This is a genomic window from Sutcliffiella horikoshii (assembly GCF_020524325.1).
GTDB classification, from domain to species: domain Bacteria; phylum Bacillota; class Bacilli; order Bacillales; family Bacillaceae_I; genus Sutcliffiella_A; species Sutcliffiella_A horikoshii_D.
Map to the genome: position 1 here is coordinate 197,971 of NZ_JAIVKY010000006.1, position 16,754 is coordinate 214,724.

Consider the following 16,754-nt stretch of genomic DNA (forward strand, 5'->3'; position numbering starts at 1 on the left):
TTCATCATTAATACTTTTTTAGTTTTGCAATTTCACCTGAAAGTATTATTGGTAATAATGATAAAAAAGAGATAAAATTGGTAACTGTTTTTATCGTATTAGTTGCTCTAACACACGTTGAACCTGTAAACCTTCTTTAAATCCGACAAGAAAAGCTTGTTCATTATTTAACCTTTTTACAAAATGTTCGACCAAGCTCCCCTTTGAACAAACTAGCTCGGAGTCTTTAATGTCTTTCCATGTTCCTCCCTTATTTGCCAATTTTACCTCTCTCCAATTAAGTAAAGAAAGGCTCTGATTTTCCCCATGTATGGTAAAGGCTATTTCTTCATTTTCCGCTTGCCCGGCTAGTCCATCAATTAGTACCCGCACTCCATTTTCAAGACTAAGCATCGCAATAACAGCTTGCTCGCTTAGTTCTGGGTTGGATGGGTAATCCACATAACTTTTGACTTCTTTTACTGGACCAAAAAAATGGAGGATCATTTGAAGGTAATGTGGCGAAATTTCCCTGATAAATCCCCCTTGTTTTTTAGAATTTATCCAATTTGTTTGTTGCCAAGGTCTTGGCCATTGATTAAAGTGCATCTTTAATGTGATGCGCTTTATTTCCCCAAAGGAGTCTTTGCTTATAAGGTCTTCTATTGTTGCAAATGCTTTTTCATATACAAGAGGAAAATGCATGGCATGAATTAAACCAGATTCTTCTGCACCTCGAAGCATTGCTTCTGCTTCCTCCTCGGAATTGGCAAGTGGCTTTTCACAGAGAACATGTTTCTTGTGCTGAAAAGCGAACATTACGACTTCATAATGTACTGCTGGTGGAACTGCGACATAGACAAAATCGATTTCTTTTCGTTGAATCAGTTCTTTGTAGTCTAAAAAGTAAGATATATCACCGCATTCAACGGCTGTTTCTTTTGCTAAGTTTTCATTATAGTCGCACACTGCAGTGATTTGAGTATTTTCATTTTTTTGGAATGCTGAAATTAGCCGCTGGCCCACTACACCAAGCCCAACTACTCCAACCTTATATACTTTTTTCAATGTTTCTCCCCCTATGATAGCTTTAACAGTTGATTTCTATCTATTTCTCGGCTAGAACTTGGATGAATTCTCTCATGTAGTCTGGAAGGTCTGGTGGTCTTCTGCTGGAGATGATGTTTCCGTCGACAATTACGGCTTCATTGACCCATTCTGCTCCTGCGTTTATCATATCGTCCTTAATTCCTGGTGTACTGGTTACTTTTTTGCCTTGAAGTATTTTTGCGGAAATTAATACCCAGCCTGCATGACATATTTGACCGATTGGTTTCTTTTGTTCGTCCATCGTACGGATCATGGAAAGTATGTCATCATATCTTCGGAGTTTGTCCGGCGACCATCCTCCAGGAACTAAGATGGCATCATAATCTGCTGGATCTGCATCATGAAAAGATATGTCTGATTCAATGGGGACGCCATATTTTCCGATGTAGGTGGTACCTGCTTTTTCTCCAGCAATGACTACTTCTGCACCCTCTTCACGCAAACGTAGAACAGGATACCAAAGCTCCAAATCCTCAAAATCGTCACTGACCAATTGTATTACTTTTTTGTTATGTAGTTTCATAAAAAATACCCTCCTTCACATGAATATAACTCCATTGTGAACGAGGGTATCGCGTTTTGCAAATTATGAAGAAGGAACAGAATCATATATTAGCTGTTCCGCTAGTTCTAGCTGACTTTCTACTTGTTCAAAGGATGTGCCACCTTCACTTTTTCTTGCCCCCACCACGCGTTTGGGCTGAAGCAACTCAAAAATATCGTCTGAAAATAAAGGAGAAAACTGCTTATATTCATCCAATTTCAGGCCTAAAAGATATTTATCCTGATTGATGGCATACAGCACAATTTTACCGATGATTTCATGGGCCTGTCTAAATGGTAGACCTTTTGTCACTAAGTAATCAGCAATATCGGTAGCATTTGAAAAGTCATTTGATACCGCTTCATACATCTTATTTTCATTTATAGTCATCGTATGAATCATCGGTGCCAACAGCTTCAGGGAACCAACCAGCGTTTTGACTGTATCGAACATCCCTTCCTTGTCTTCCTGCATGTCTTTGTTATATGCCAATGGTAAACCTTTTAGTACGGTGAGAAGCCCAACCAGATTTCCGTAGACTCTGCCAGTTTTGGCTCGAAGCAGTTCCGGTACATCCGGGTTTTTCTTTTGAGGCATAATACTTGAACCGGTACAGAAAGAATCATCTAGTTCAATGAATTGGAATTCCTGACTTGACCATATGACCATTTCTTCTGAAAGCCGTGAGATGTGTGTCATGATAAGTGATGCATGAGATAGAAACTCGACGATAAAATCACGGTCACTGACGGCATCCATGCTATTAGGGTATATTTTATCGAATCCTAATAAGGAGGCAGTTTGAGCTCGATCTATTGGGAAGGTAGTGCCCGCTAAGGCACCAGCTCCAAGCGGTAACCAGTTAATTCGCTTAAGGCTGTCTTGTAGACGCTCCTTGTCACGTTCAAACATCCAGAAATATGCCATTAGATGATGTGCAAATGACACGGGTTGAGCGCGTTGCAAATGCGTGTAGCCTGGTAAAATGGTTTGCACATTTTCCTTGGACTTCATTAAGATGGAATTTTGTACTTCTGTTAGCAGTGATATGATTTCTTCCGTTTGTTTTTTTAGGTATAAGTGCATATCTGTTGCCACTTGGTCGTTACGACTTCTTCCAGTGTGAAGTTTTCCTCCTACTGGCCCGATTTCATCTATTAACAGCTTTTCAATGTTCATATGAATGTCTTCATGTGCAACGGAGAATTCGACTTCGCCTGCATTTATTTTGTTTTGGATTACTTGGAGTCCGTGTTGAATTGTTTTTGCGTCGTCTTTTGGAATGATGCCGCAGTCACTTAGCATTTGGACATGTGCCATGCTTCCTTGGATATCTTCTAGTGCGAGTTCTTTATCAAATTCGATGGATGCTGTGAATTCTTCTACTAGTTTGTTTGTTTCTTTTGTAAATCTTCCACCCCAGAGCTTTGTCATGTTGTTGCCTCCTCTTTCTGTAAGTTTCTGCATAAACTGTTGATTTCCGTTCCAGGCGCTTCGCTTGCCTACGGGCGGTCCGGGAGCCTCCTCACTTCGTTGCGGGGTCTCCCCTGTCCCTTCCTCCCGCGGGCGTCTGCGCGCCTTCCACTACAATCAACTCAGTTACACCATATTACAGGGTCACTTTTTGTTTGTTGTGTATTTCGGCGTATACTTTTGTAGGGAGGCCCCAGAGTTTGATGAAGCCGACTGCCGCGTTATGATCAAACATATCCCCCTTGGAATAGGTTGCAAGTTCTTCATTGTAAAGGCTGTTTGGAGATTGACGTCCAACTACAGTATGGTTGCCTTTTTGGAGCTTCACGCGAATTTTACCTGTTACATTTTTCTGTGTCTCCTCAATAAATGCCCCGAGTGCGTTAACTAATGGAGAATACCATAGACCTTCATAGATGACCTTGGCCATTTGCTCATCAATGGTAGCTTTAAACTGACTGACTTCTCTTGGAAGGGTTAAAAACTCAAGTTCTTTATGAGCTTGGATAAGAATAAGGGCTGCAGGATTTTCGTATACTTCTCTTGATTTGATTCCAACCAAGCGATTTTCGATATGATCGATTCTTCCAACCCCATGCTTTCCTCCAAGCAGATTTAATTCTTCGATAAGATCAACAAGGCCCATTTGCTTATCGTTTAACGCTACAGGAATACCCTTATCAAAACTAATTTCGATGTATTCTGGTTGATCTGGTGTCAGTTCAATCGGGTTAGTCCAATCAAAGGCAGCTTCTGGTGCTTCATTCCACGGATTTTCCAGTACACCTGCTTCACATGCTCTGCCCCATATATTCGCATCTATGGAAAAGGGGTTATCCAAATTAACCGGAATTGGGATGTTATGCTTTAATGCGTATTCGATTTCCTCGTCTCTTGTCATTCCCCATTCACGAACTGGCGCAATGACCTTTAAATTAGGATTTAGCGCTTGAATGGACACTTCAAAACGGACTTGATCGTTCCCTTTCCCAGTACAACCATGTGCCACTGCCACAGCTCCCTCTTCCTCTGCGACTTGCACGAGTAGCTTTGAAATAAGCGGACGAGACAACGCGGATGATAACGGATACTTACCTTCATACATCGCATTCGATTTTAATGCGGGGACAATATAATCTTTGGCCAGCATCTCTTTTGCATCAACCATTATTGCTTTGATTGCACCAACATCGAGAGCCTTTTGTTTGATCGACTCCAAGTCCTTACCCTCTCCAACATCAAGACCCAGTGCAATGACATCGTAACCATATTTCTCTTGTAACCATTTAACGGAAACAGAAGTATCGAGTCCTCCTGAATATGCCAAAACCACTTTTTCTTTCTTCATTCCAATTCCTCCTCAGGTATAAAAATCTATGATGTTGTATTTTTATGCATTTTAGTGTAAAAAAATTTAGTTACCTAGCAAAGCCTTCAGAATGGCTTTTTGTGCATGAAGTCTATTTTCCGCTTCATCCAATACAACAGAATGGGATCCATCAATGATTTCAGCAGTTACCTCTTCCCCGCGGTGTGCTGGCAGGCAGTGCAAAAAGATGAAATCATCTTTAGCGTGTTGACAAAGCTCTTTGTTTACTTGATAAGGTGCAAAAACTTTGAGTCTTGCTTCTGTTTCTGCTTCTTGCCCCATGCTGGTCCAGACGTCTGTTACGACTACATCTGCATCCTTAATCATTTGAACCGGGCACTCTCCGACCTTAATGGAAGAACCTGTTAAGAGTGCTTCCTTCTGCATTGCAGCGAGAATGGACGGATCCGGATCAAAACCGATTGGACAAGCGATGGAAATGTCCATGCCAACTTTTACTGCACCTTCTATTAAAGAATGGGCCATATTATTGTTTGCATCACCTAAGTAACAAAGCTTTAAGCCTTTTAATTTCCCTTTATGCTCTTTGATGGTCAAAAGGTCTGCCAATACTTGAGCAGGGTGATGTGAATCGGTAAGGCCGTTGATGATTGGGACGTCCGAATGACGTGCAAAATCTTCTAATATTTCATGATTAAAGGTCCGTATCATCAATCCGTCTACATAACGGGACAGAACTTTTGCTGTATCAGCTGGGGACTCTCCACGCCCTAATTGGATATCATTGGAGCTTAAGAAAATCGCATGACCACCAAGTTGCAGCATACCGACTTCAAACGATACTCTTGTTCTGGTAGAAGCCTTTTCAAATAGCATGGCGAGCACTTTTCCTTGTAAGAATGGGTGAGGTATTCCCTCTTTTTGATATTTTTTAAGTTTAATAGCATCTTCTAATAAAAAATGAATGTCTTCTTGTGAAAAGGATCCAAGTGTCAAAAAATGAGATTGACTAACTTGATAGGTGTCCTTCTTCGTTTCCCATTTTAGTACACTTTGCATAAATATTCAACCTCTCTTTTTTCGTTTTGTAAATATTCTTTTATAGTTTGATAATTTACTTGTATGTTATCTTCCAATACAATGGCTTGATAAGCAGTTTCTAAACATGTAAAAGTCTTAATTCCGTTCATTGTGCATAACGCACGATACATTGCCCCATTACGTGAAGGGTCTCTTCCTATTGTAGGAATGATAATGGCTGCAGAAAATTTATGTGTTTTCAAAGTGTTGACCAGTACATTCTGTGATATTGAATTGACGTCCATGTTATTTCCTTTCAAATATTCAGCAGTTCCTTCCGTTGCGACAAAAGAAAAACCTTTCTTTACCAGTTCGTGTAACAGTGGAAGTACATTTGGTTTCTCACGATCTGAGATGGAACAAAAGACTACTTTTTCTTCCTGCTTGGAGGTGAAGGGACTAGCTTTTCCTAGAAACAACGCTTTAGTCATCGCCTCTTCTAAAGTTTCTCCCAGTCCGATGATTTCTCCCGTAGACTTCATTTCTGGTCCCAGTACATGATCCACGTCTTTTAATTTTGTATTGGAAAAGACAGGTGCTTTGACGGTCCAGAAACCCGGATTTTCTTTTAGCCCAGTTTGACTAAGCTTCTCGCCTAATTGTGCTTTGATTGCAAGTTCAATCATTGGGACATCCGTAACTTTACTCACTATCGGGACTGTTCTGGATGCTCTTGGATTTACTTCTAACACGTAGATATTGTCTTCATTAATAACAAACTGGATATTGGCAATGCCAACTATTTGCGCGGCATTACATATTTTTTTTGTATAGTCTACTAGTCTTTCTTGCATCTGGTTTGACAGCGATAAAGAAGGCAGAACTGCAAGACTGTCACCTGAGTGAACTCCTGCCTTTTCTATATGTTCAAAAATGGCTGGAATATATATCTGGTCTCCATCTGAGATTACATCCAACTCGCATTCAAGTCCAGGCAAATAACGGTCTACTAATAGTGGCCATAGAAAATCATTATTTTGGTTTATATCAAGGAATGATTCTAATTCTTTGTCGTCATAGATGGTATACATGGATTGTCCTCCTATCACGTAAGATGGACGTACCAATACCGGATATCCTAAAGCCTGTGTTTCTGTTTTTAATTGACTGCTTTGTTCCACAATTTTTCCTTCTATATGAGGAATGCCTTCTGATTCCAATAATGAATAGAAGAGGGATCGATCCTCTAGCTTGTCAATGGATTCGGTGCTAGTACCTGCAATTTTCGCACCTTGACCTGTAAGTCCTTCAGCAAGATTGATAGCAGTTTGTCCCCCAAATTGAATAAAGACAAGATCAATCTTTTCCTTTTGAATGATGGGTAAAATATCTTCTACTGTAATGGGCTCAAAATAAAGTTTATCTGCTACTGAAAAGTCTGTACTGACCGTTTCTGGATTATTGTTTACTACAATCGTTTCATAGCCGGATTTCTTCAATGCTTTCACTGCATGAACAGAGCAATAGTCAAACTCGATTCCTTGACCGATACGGATTGGACCGGACCCTATGATGAGTGCTTTCTTGTTATGACTGACTTCTACTTCATCCCCTCCGTTATAGGTCGAATAGTAATATGGAGTTATAGCCTCAAATTCAGCTGCACATGTATCTACCAACTTATAGGACGGAAAGATATGCTGATCCTTCATAAGAGAAGCCAACTCTTCATGGTTACAACCTAATAAAGCACACAATTTGTCATTACTGATATTATGACGTTTTGCTATTTTTAAAGTATCAAGGGGTAATGTATCCAAGCTGTTGTTTGAAATGTCTTGTTCAAGCAATACCATTTGTTGTAACTTATGAAGGAACCATTTATCAACAGAAGTTACCTCATGTATGGACTCTAATGTAACACCTTGGCTAAAAGCATGGGTGATGGCAAAGAGTCTTAAATGCGTTGGTTCTTTCAGTAATCCCAACCACTGATTTTCCACTATACTCTCCATGGCAGGATGTGTAATCCCGTTTACTTTCATCTCCAAAGAGCGAAGTCCTTTATTTAATGCTCCTTCAAAAGTACGGTCAATCGCAAGTACTTCACCGGTTGCCTTCATTTGTGTACTAAGGGTTGAATCCGCCTCAGGAAATTTATCAAATGGAAACCTTGGTAACTTAACAACAACATAATCAAGAGCAGGTTCAAAGGAAGCAAACGTAGAGCCTGTAATTGGATTTTTTATTTCGTCCAAGTGGTAACCGACTGCACACTTGGCTGCCATTCTTGCAATCGGATAACCGGTTGCCTTTGATGCAAGAGCGGATGAACGGCTTACCCGAGGATTCACCTCGATAATATAGTAATCGTCTGAATGTGGATCGATTGCAAATTGGATATTGCAACCTCCGACAATTTTTAAATTTCTTATTATTTTTAGACTTGCATTTCTTAGTAGTTGATATTGTCTATCTGTTAAAGTCTGGGAAGGGGCCACTACGATAGAGTCTCCTGTATGAACACCGACCGGATCAAAATTCTCCATGTTGCAGACGATGATGCACGTATCATTCTCATCACGCATCACCTCGTACTCCACTTCTTTCCAGCCTTTTATGCTTCTTTCCACTAAAACTTGACCGATAGGACTCAGACTCAACCCTTTTTTCAGTATGGATTCAAATTCTTTATCGTTATATGCAAAGCCGCCACCTTCTCCACCTAAGGTGTAAGCAGGTCTGATGATAAGCGGGTACCCGATTTCCTTAACAAATTGAAGGCCTTCTTTTAGAGAATGAACAATCTGGGATTCAGGTACTGGTTCATTCAAATCCAACATCAGTTCTCGAAACAGTTCTCTGTCTTCTCCCTGTTGGATAGAGTGAACGGATGTTCCAAGGACTGAAACATTATGTCTACTCAAGATATCTTTGGCCGATAGCTCTACTATCAAGTTTAATGCAGTCTGCCCGCCGAGCGTTCCAATAATTCCGTCAGGCAGCTCTTTCTCGATAATGTTCTCTAGACTTTCCACTGTTAAAGGTTCCATATAAACATGATCTGCAATATCAACATCAGTCATAATGGTCGCAGGATTGTTGTTTACGAGGACCACTTCTATCCCCTCTTCTTTAAGGGCAAGGCAAGCTTGTGTTCCAGCATAGTCAAATTCAGCTGCTTGACCGATGACGATCGGTCCTGACCCGATTACCAACACTTTTTTTATCTTTTTGTTAAATGGCATATGACATTACTCCTGTTTTCTCATGGATGAGTGTTAGAAATTTCTCAAATATATAATTGGTATCCTGCGGTCCAGGGTGTGCTTCCGGGTGAAATTGGACACTTAAAGCAGGGAAATTTTTAAGTTGAAGGCCTTCCACTGTTCCATCGTTTATATTTTTATAGGTGATAGAAAAGACATCTAGATTAATAGAATCTTCTTTTACGTTATAGCTGTGATTTTGTGACGTGATATACACTTTCCCTGTAACAAGTTCTTTTACAGGGTGATTGCCGCCTCGATGGCCAAAAAGTAACTTTTCTGTGGTTGCACCAAATGCCATTGCTAACAATTGATGACCAAGGCAGATTCCAAGCGTTGGGAATTTTTCAACAATCATTTTAATTTTTGGCAAGTGACTCTTTAATACTTCAGGATTTCCAGGACCATTACTTAGTAACACCCCATCAGGTTGAAGGGCCTCTACTTCTTCTAAGCTCGTGGTAAATGGTACAACTGTTACCTGACAGTTTGCATGAAGCAAAGCTTCTAGTATCGACTTTTTATAACCATAATCCACCAGAACAATATGAGGACCTGCACCAGGAAAGTTTTTTATTTTAGGGGTGGACACCAATTCCACCCAATTATCAGGAACTTTTATATCGGGGAATTCTTTTAAAGTGTTAGTAATAAACCCTTTCACAGATCCGCGTTTTCGAATGGTTTTAACAAGCTCTCTTGTATCCACATTACTAAGTCCACTGATTCCCATTTCACCTAAAAGCTCCGGTGCTGCAACCTCAGAAGAATAATGATTAGGCAAATGACACGCCTCTCCCATGACTACCCCTTTGGCATAGATATTTGCGGCTTCAAAATCTTGTGGGTTAATCCCGTAGTTTCCAATTAAAGGATAACAGAAGACGATAATTTGGCCAGCATAGGAGGGGTCTGACATAATTTCTTGATAACCTGTCATACTGGTGTTGAAAACCACTTCCCCTATTGCATCCCCTTTACTTCCTATTAAAGTACCGGGAAAAACTTCCCCTGTTTCTAAAACTAAATATCCATTATCCATGTTCTTCCTCCCTGTATTGTTGTAGTACCTTGGTGAATGTTTGAATAAAAGAGACCACTTCTTCTTGTGAGATTGTGAGAGGTGGAAGCAATCTTACTACGTTTGGACCGGCACTTAATAATAATAGATTTTGTTCTAATGCCATGTTGACTATGTCCATTGCGTTCCCATTTATCTCCAAACCAATAAGCATACCCTTTCCCCTTATTTCCTTAATAAAGGAAAAGTCATCTAGCAAAGTTTCAAGCTGTGAATGCAGAAACTTGCTCTGTTCTGCAACATTTTTCAAAAAGTTTTCTTCGCTTATAATATTTAACGTTTCAATGCCTGCAGTACATGCCAACGGGTTTCCGCCAAAAGTACTTCCATGCATTCCAGGTTGAAAGGCAGCAGAGACCTCTTCCTTAGCGAGCATCGCCCCAATAGGAAAACCTGAGCCCAACCCTTTGGCTAGTGTCATAATATCTGGTTCAAGATGGTATTGTTCATATAAAAACAAGCTTCCGGTACGACCCATTCCCGTTTGCACTTCATCTATCACAAGTAGTATCCCATTCTCCTTACATATAGCAGATAGTTCTTTTACCCAGTCAGGATCTGTCGGTACCACTCCACCTTCGCCTTGAAGAAGTTCTAACATGACAGCGGTTGGTTCCAATTCACTTATTGTTTGTAGAGATTGGTAATCATTATAAGACAGGTGGATAAACCCTTCTAGCATGGGTTCAAATCCAGCCTTGATTTTCTCTTGACCAGTTGCAGCCACTGTAGCCAAAGTTCTTCCGTGAAAGCTTTGCTGAAAAGTCACAATGCTAGCTTGCTTTTTATGCTTCTTATTGGCAATGGCCCTTACAAGCTTAATAGCAGCCTCGTTAGCCTCTGCACCGCTATTACAGAAAAACGCCTGATCAAAACAGGATTTTTCCACCAAAAGGCTGGCGAGCTCTTCCTGTTTTGGCACGTGATAAAGGTTGGACGTATGCCATAGATTGGACAGTTGTTTCTCAAGAGCTTTTTGAACTTCTGGGGGACAATGCCCGAGATTGCATGTTGCAATTCCTGAAGTGAAATCCAGATATGCTTCATTCTTGTCAGACCAGACATATGCCCCTTTACCTTTTTGGATAGATAAAGGCAGCCTGTTGTATGTATTCATTATTGGTGAGTAATCAGTAGCAGATTTAGACACTTTTCTCCATAACCTCCTCAAGGTAGAATGATGTACCTGCACCTGTATGGTTCAATGCAAAATCGATCAAGGCGTCCCTTGTAGTGCCATTTATAATTCCAATCTTACTCACCCCTTTTGTTAAGCATTGAATGGCTGCCTCCACTTTTGGAATCATCCCACCAGTAATTTGATTACTTTCTATTAAGCTATTAACTTCTAAATCTGATAACTTAGACACGACAGAATCTCCTACAAGCACTCCATCAACATCTGTGATCATGCAAAGAGGTGCACGGAATGCCGTTGCAACAGCCGCCGCTGCCATATCCGCATTAATATTGTAGTGCTGGCCGTCTTTATCAACAGCAACCGGTGAGATGATTGGAATGATTCCTTGTTGCATGATTGTAAGTAGTAATTCTTTATTTACATCCACAATTTCACCAACTAACCCTAGCTCCTCTGCATTGGCAATTGGCTCTGCCATAAGAAACCTTCCATCCACACCACTTAAACCCATTGCATTTCCGCCGGCTTTCATTATTTCGCGTACAAAATGCTTGTTCATCGATCCTGACAAAACCATTTCCACAACTTCCAATACAGGCTCTGTCGTTTTTCTTAAACCGTTGACAAAAGTGGTTTCCACATTTAGCGAGGATAAAATATTCGAAATAGAGGGTCCTCCTCCATGAACAACGATTGGTTGAATATGATGCTTTGTTTTTAACTCTACTAATTCTGTAAAAAAAGAGGCAGAAAGCTTCTCTACTGTACTGCCACCACACTTGATTACGAGCGACTTCATTGATTGGCCTCCTTTACGTTCGATATGATGCATTAATCCGTACATAATCGTAAGATAAATCACAACCCCAAGCAGTAGCATGTTCCCTTCCTGCTAAAAGGTCTATAACTATGTCTATTTTTTCATTCTTTAAATAAGATTTGGCTTCCTCTTCACAGAATGTAACAGGCATCCCATCTTCCACGATTAAGATTGGCCCGATCATCACTTTGATTTTTTCCGTATTTATGGTAATCCCACTATATCCAACAGCGGACACAATCCGCCCCCAGTTCGGATCCTGGCCAAAAACTGCTGCTTTCACTAAACTCGAACCGACAATGGTTTTAGCAATGACTTGGGCATCGTGAGCTGTTACTGCTCCATTTACTTGCACTTCAATTAGCTTTGTAGCTCCTTCACCATCTCGTGCTATTTGTTGAGAAAGTGATTGACAGACAATATGAAGTCCTTCTTTAAAAAGTGCATATTCATCGTCATCTTGCGTCCATCGATCATTACCAGCCATCCCATTTGCCAATACAAGCACCATGTCATTTGTACTTGTATCACCGTCTACGGTAATCATATTAAATGTCTTTGCCGTTACTTCTCTTAATGCTTGTTGTAATGCTTCATGGTCTATATTGATATCGGTCGTGACAAATCCAAGCATGGTTGCCATGTTTGGATGTATCATCCCTGAACCCTTTGCAGCACCTGCTATTGTATAAACTTTATTTTCGGTCTCTAATTGAAGACATATGTGTTTCGTAAATGTGTCTGTTGTCAAAATAGCTTCTTCAAAAGAAGTCGCATCATTACCGGATATTTGCGTTGATATCGATTCCACTCCTGTTACTATCTTGTTCATTGGCAGCTGTTCCCCTATGACACCTGTAGAAATAACTGCAACATCCTGCTCGTTCAGACAAGCCATTTCAGCAAAAATGCTTCTCATTTTATAAGCATTTTGTAATCCATCTTTTCCTGTACAAGAGTTAGCATTACCTGAATTAACGATAACGCCTTGAAGAGTTCCGTCGGTGTTGATGCTTTCTTGTGATACTTTAAGCGGTGGTGCCTGAAATTGATTGGTTGTGTAGACTGCTGCAGCTGTTGCAGGAACTTCACTATATATCCACCCCAGGTCTTTTCGTTTGCGTTTTATCCCGCAGTGTACACCACCAGCAGAAAAACCTTTGGGAGTACATATATTTCCTTGTTCCAAGGCAATCCATTTCTCTTTTTTAGATAAAACTTCCACTTTCATGTCTTCACCTCTTTTTATGGATAAACTGGAGTGATCTTTAATCCTGTCTGTTCGTTCCAGCCGTTCAAGATGTTCATGTTTTGAACAGCCTGACCTGATGCGCCCTTCATTACATTGTCTATAACAGATACGATTGTAATTCTGTTGGTCCTTTCGTCCACTGCTATTCCCAGGTCACAATAGTTAGAGCTGTAAACTTCTTTAGTGGCGGGCCATTGATTCTCCTGTCTGATTCGAACGAAATACTCTTTTTGATAGAACTCATTGTAGAGTGCGACTGCTTCTTTTGTAGTTATTGATTGTGCTAAATCACAATAAATGGTGCACAAAATCCCTCTGGACATTGGGACAAGATGCGGAGTAAACGTGATGGAGACATCCATGCCTGAAAATGTCTGAATGACTTGTTCCATTTCCGGGATATGTTGATGGTTTCCTAGTTTATAAGCTTTTACATTTTCATTTACTTCGCAATAATGAGTGCCCATGCTAGCTTTTCTGCCTGCACCTGTTACTCCAGATTTCCCATCAATGATGATGCTGTTTACATTAATCAAATTGGTCTTTAATAATGGTGCAAGACCTAGCAATGTAGCAGTGGGATAACATCCCGGGTTAGCTATTAAAGAGGCATGTTTAATTTCTTCCCTAAAAAGTTCAGGTAACCCATATGTAGATTTTTGTAGAACGTTATCAGGGGCTGATGAATATTTATACCATTTGTCGTATAAATTAGATTCTTTTAAGCGGTGATCTCCAGATAAATCAATACAGGGAATCCCTTCTTCTACGAATCTATAAATCATGTCTTTAGCAATTCCTGACGGTGTTGCAAAAAAGAATAGGTCAGCACTCTCCATCAAATTATCTACATTCACTTCTTCTAATCTGTCCTTTTCAATCCCCATTAAATGGGGATATTGCTCCGAAATCAGTGTTCCACTAGTTGAATAGGAGCCAAGAAAACTTATTTCCGCTTCCGGATGTTGCTTTAAAAGCCTAACAAGTTCTACACCGCTATATCCGTTCGCACCGATAATACCAACCTTCAAGATATTCATCCTCTCCATGCGTTTATAATATGAATTATTATAACTATGTATGTATAAAAATACAATAAGTTTTTTTAAAAAAAGATGACCTTGAGCGAATAGATTTCTCAAGGTCATCTTTATTAATTTTTATTCTCCCAAGGCGGCAATCGTTTTTGCGAGTAGTTCGGTTCGTTCTGTTAGAGAGGGAACCTCTAAGTATTCTTCTTCACTATGGGCATTCCCGCCAACCGGACCCATTCCATCAACGGTGGCAATCCCCATTGCGGCAGTAAAAGAGGCATCCGATCCCCCGCCTGTAGCAGTATCTTTCACCTCGACTCCTATCTGCTCCCCAACTTTTTCAATGACATGCAACAATGATTCTGTGCGTGCCGTTTTCTCCATAGGTAGCCGGTTCATTTCCCCTACAAGCTCAACCTCTGTGCCTTTGACATCAGTAGAAGCACAAATCTTTTCCAATTTCCGTTCAATGGGCAGTGCTTGTTCTCGTTCTGTGATCCTGATGTCTACATGCGCAACAGCACTGTCAGATACGGTATTAACGGAGGATCCCCCCTCTATCAAGCCTACGTTCACACTAATTCCTTTAGAATGATCATTAAGTGCATGTAGTTGTATCACTTTATGAGCGAGCTCTTCAATCGCACTTCTTCCTTTTTCAGGCTCAATCCCAGAATGAGCAGCGCGCCCTCGTACATTTATCGTATATTTCCCTTTTCCTCTTCTCGCCGTAACTAAAGAACCGTCTTTTCTGGCAGGTTCCATGATAAGCGCATATTTTTTATCCGCTGCTTTGCTCTCGATAAGCGATTTGGAAGACGGAGATCCAATCTCTTCATCACTGTTCAATACAAGAACAACATCTTGATAAGCTTTAGAATGTGAGTGAATTAACGCTTTCATAGCGTAGAGGATGGAAACTTGGCTGGCTTTCATATCAATCACACCCGGTCCATATGCCCTGTCACCTTCCACTTTGAAAGGTCTACTTTGTACTGTACCGTTGGGAAATACAGTATCCATATGTGCCACAATAATAATCTTTGGTTCTTTTGCTAAAGGGTGTTGAATAACTAAATGATTTCCATACTTTTCTTCTTCTAACACTTGGACGGAAAATCCAATAGATCTATACTCCTTTGATAAAATAGAGGCTATTTGATCGATTCCTTCCTTTGAAGTTGAGCCACTATCAATATTGACCAGTTTTTCCAACAACTCTAGCATTTCAGTTTGTTTATTTTGTAAAAACTCTTTCATCTTACTCTCTCCTGACATTTAGACGCATACACTTTTTATATACATATATTTATTCTCATTCACTATTATACCTTTTCTACTTATTAAGTCCTATATTTCCTTTATTCTACCTATTTTAAGAATTCAAACCTAATTTCCCTCAAAAAGAAATTTTTATCTGAATAAACTATCTATTATACATTGTGGCTAATTTATGTTATATTTATTGGGCGATGAGCTGAATTGTGTAAGTCGACGGACGCGCTCTTTGAGCAAGGCATGAATGTGGTCGTGCTGTCCCTCGCCTCAATACGCAAAGAAGGCACCTTTTTAGGTGGCCTTCTTTTTTTTTGCTACTTTTTCGCCATGTCTGCTATACTGTCTACATCTATTAGAGAAAGAAGGTATTATTTTGATACGCTTTGGAGTGATCGGCACCAACTGGATAACAGAATCATTTATCAATGCAGCGCAAGAGTCGGAAGATTTCCGTTTAACGGCTGTCTATTCCCGAAAAGAAGAAACAGCAAGGGAGTTTGGGAATAAATTTAATGTCACTACTACATATACTGATTTGGATGAGTTTACAAGAAGCACCGTAATCGATGCCGTTTATATAGCCAGCCCGAACTCTCTGCATGCAAAGCAAGCAATTGCCTGTATGGATCAAGGTAAACATGTGTTATGTGAAAAACCGATAGCATCTAATACTGCTGAATTATCTGAAATGATAGCTGCAGCAAAAAGAAATAATGTGGTATTGATGGAGGCAATGAAAAGCACCCTGCTTCCGAACTTCTTGGCAGTTAAGGAAAACCTGCACAAAATCGGGAAAATCAGGCGTTATGTTGGAAGTTACTGTCAGTACTCTTCCCGCTATGATAAATACAAAGAAGGTACAGTACTTAATGCATTCAAGCCCGAGTTTTCCAATGGAGCTTTAATGGACATTGGTATTTACACCATCTATCCAATGGTGGCATTGTTTGGGAAACCTCAATCTTTGCATGCCATGGCCCATATGTTGGAATCCGGAGTGGATGGGCAAGGAAGCATCTTGTTCCAGTATGATGGAATGGATGCATCTGTGGCCTACTCCAAAATAGCAAATTCCTACCTTCCGTCCGAAATACAAGGGGAAGAAGGAACCATCATTTTAGATACGATTCATACACCAGAGAAGATACTGATTAGGTTTAAAGACGGGACAGAGGAAGATATTACGGTCCCTCAAAAGGGTCAATCTATGTTTTATGAGGCTGAAGAATTTATTCGACTTATTAAAACTGGTGAAAAGGAATCTTCTATTAACTCTCTTAGTGCTTCTCTGCAAACTATGGAGTTAATAGAAGAAGCACGCAAACAAATAGGTCTGGTCTATCCAGCGGACCAAAGATAACCTATATTCTTGAAAGAATCGCCTGTTAGACAAGGGCGGTTCTTTTTTATTTAGTTTCTTCAT

13 protein-coding genes are annotated in these 16,754 nt (G+C 40.2%); 1 reads left to right on the top strand and 12 read right to left on the bottom strand.

All coding sequences use genetic code 11. The features are described 5' to 3' along the window. Window positions 1-90: 90 nt before the first annotated feature. The 12 genes from LC091_RS08055 to LC091_RS08110 form a co-directional block, all read right to left on the bottom strand. The gene (locus tag LC091_RS08055) at window positions 91-1,047 is read right to left on the bottom strand and encodes a Gfo/Idh/MocA family protein (protein ID WP_226681511.1); all 957 of its coding nucleotides are present in this window, start codon (window positions 1,045-1,047) and stop codon (window positions 91-93) included. Window positions 1,048-1,087: 40 nt separating this feature from the next. Next, entirely contained in the window at window positions 1,088-1,612 is a 525-nt protein-coding gene (locus tag LC091_RS08060; RefSeq protein WP_226681512.1) for a type 1 glutamine amidotransferase domain-containing protein, read from the bottom strand. A gap of 63 nt (window positions 1,613-1,675) precedes the next feature. Continuing rightward, window positions 1,676-3,067 (bottom strand): argininosuccinate lyase, encoded by a 1,392-nt coding sequence (gene argH, locus LC091_RS08065; protein WP_226681513.1) that lies wholly within the window; start codon window positions 3,065-3,067, stop codon window positions 1,676-1,678. Between the two features lie 175 nt (window positions 3,068-3,242). Next, a complete protein-coding gene (locus tag LC091_RS08070; protein WP_226681514.1) occupies window positions 3,243-4,454 on the bottom strand; it encodes an argininosuccinate synthase in 1,212 nt (403 codons plus the stop codon). 66 nt (window positions 4,455-4,520) lie between these two features. Further along, on the bottom strand, window positions 4,521-5,495 hold the full coding sequence (argF, locus tag LC091_RS08075; RefSeq protein WP_226681515.1) for an ornithine carbamoyltransferase: 975 nt from the start codon (window positions 5,493-5,495) through the stop codon (window positions 4,521-4,523). After that, window positions 5,480-8,704, bottom strand: coding sequence for a carbamoyl-phosphate synthase (glutamine-hydrolyzing) large subunit (gene carB / locus LC091_RS08080; RefSeq protein ID WP_226681516.1), 3,225 nt, complete (start codon window positions 8,702-8,704; stop codon window positions 5,480-5,482). The genes argF and carB overlap by 16 nt, the downstream gene beginning before the upstream one ends. Next, on the bottom strand, window positions 8,694-9,767 hold the full coding sequence (locus tag LC091_RS08085) for a carbamoyl phosphate synthase small subunit (RefSeq protein ID WP_226681517.1): 1,074 nt from the start codon (window positions 9,765-9,767) through the stop codon (window positions 8,694-8,696). Before LC091_RS08085 ends, carB begins: the two co-directional genes overlap by 11 nt. Next, window positions 9,760-10,923: an acetylornithine transaminase gene (locus LC091_RS08090; RefSeq protein ID WP_264179269.1), complete on the bottom strand. Its 1,164-nt coding sequence runs from the start codon at window positions 10,921-10,923 to the stop codon at window positions 9,760-9,762. The genes LC091_RS08085 and LC091_RS08090 overlap by 8 nt, the downstream gene beginning before the upstream one ends. Window positions 10,924-10,948: 25 nt before the next feature. After that, window positions 10,949-11,746, bottom strand: coding sequence for an acetylglutamate kinase (argB, locus tag LC091_RS08095; RefSeq protein ID WP_226681519.1), 798 nt, complete (start codon window positions 11,744-11,746; stop codon window positions 10,949-10,951). A 13-nt stretch (window positions 11,747-11,759) separates the two neighbouring features. Next, entirely contained in the window at window positions 11,760-12,998 is a 1,239-nt protein-coding gene (argJ, locus tag LC091_RS08100; protein WP_226681520.1) for a bifunctional ornithine acetyltransferase/N-acetylglutamate synthase, read from the bottom strand. A 14-nt stretch (window positions 12,999-13,012) separates the two neighbouring features. Next, a complete protein-coding gene (gene argC, locus LC091_RS08105) occupies window positions 13,013-14,050 on the bottom strand; it encodes an N-acetyl-gamma-glutamyl-phosphate reductase (protein ID WP_226681521.1) in 1,038 nt (345 codons plus the stop codon). Between the two features lie 129 nt (window positions 14,051-14,179). After that, on the bottom strand, window positions 14,180-15,313 hold the full coding sequence (locus LC091_RS08110; protein ID WP_226681522.1) for a M20 family metallopeptidase: 1,134 nt from the start codon (window positions 15,311-15,313) through the stop codon (window positions 14,180-14,182). A 391-nt stretch (window positions 15,314-15,704) separates the two neighbouring features. Between LC091_RS08110 and LC091_RS08115 the strand changes: the two genes are divergently transcribed. Further along, a complete protein-coding gene (locus LC091_RS08115) occupies window positions 15,705-16,691 on the top strand; it encodes a Gfo/Idh/MocA family protein (RefSeq protein ID WP_226681523.1) in 987 nt (328 codons plus the stop codon). The last annotated feature ends 63 nt before the right edge of the window (window positions 16,692-16,754 follow it).

Excerpts from the sequence above, each read along its gene's own strand:
- LC091_RS08060 (WP_226681512.1), bottom strand. The coding sequence starts at position 1,612 with ATGAAACTACATAACAAAAAAGTAATACAATTGGTCAGTGACGATTTT.
- argH (WP_226681513.1), bottom strand. The coding sequence starts at position 3,067 with ATGACAAAGCTCTGGGGTGGAAGATTTACAAAAGAAACAAACAAACTA.
- LC091_RS08070 (WP_226681514.1), bottom strand. The coding sequence starts at position 4,454 with ATGAAGAAAGAAAAAGTGGTTTTGGCATATTCAGGAGGACTCGATACT.
- argF (WP_226681515.1), bottom strand. The coding sequence starts at position 5,495 with ATGCAAAGTGTACTAAAATGGGAAACGAAGAAGGACACCTATCAAGTT.
- carB (WP_226681516.1), bottom strand. The coding sequence starts at position 8,704 with ATGCCATTTAACAAAAAGATAAAAAAAGTGTTGGTAATCGGGTCAGGA.
- LC091_RS08085 (WP_226681517.1), bottom strand. The coding sequence starts at position 9,767 with ATGGATAATGGATATTTAGTTTTAGAAACAGGGGAAGTTTTTCCCGGT.
- LC091_RS08090 (WP_264179269.1), bottom strand. The coding sequence starts at position 10,923 with ATGAATACATACAACAGGCTGCCTTTATCTATCCAAAAAGGTAAAGGG.
- argB (WP_226681519.1), bottom strand. The coding sequence starts at position 11,746 with ATGAAGTCGCTCGTAATCAAGTGTGGTGGCAGTACAGTAGAGAAGCTT.
- argJ (WP_226681520.1), bottom strand. The coding sequence starts at position 12,998 with ATGAAAGTGGAAGTTTTATCTAAAAAAGAGAAATGGATTGCCTTGGAA.
- LC091_RS08110 (WP_226681522.1), bottom strand. The coding sequence starts at position 15,313 with ATGAAAGAGTTTTTACAAAATAAACAAACTGAAATGCTAGAGTTGTTG.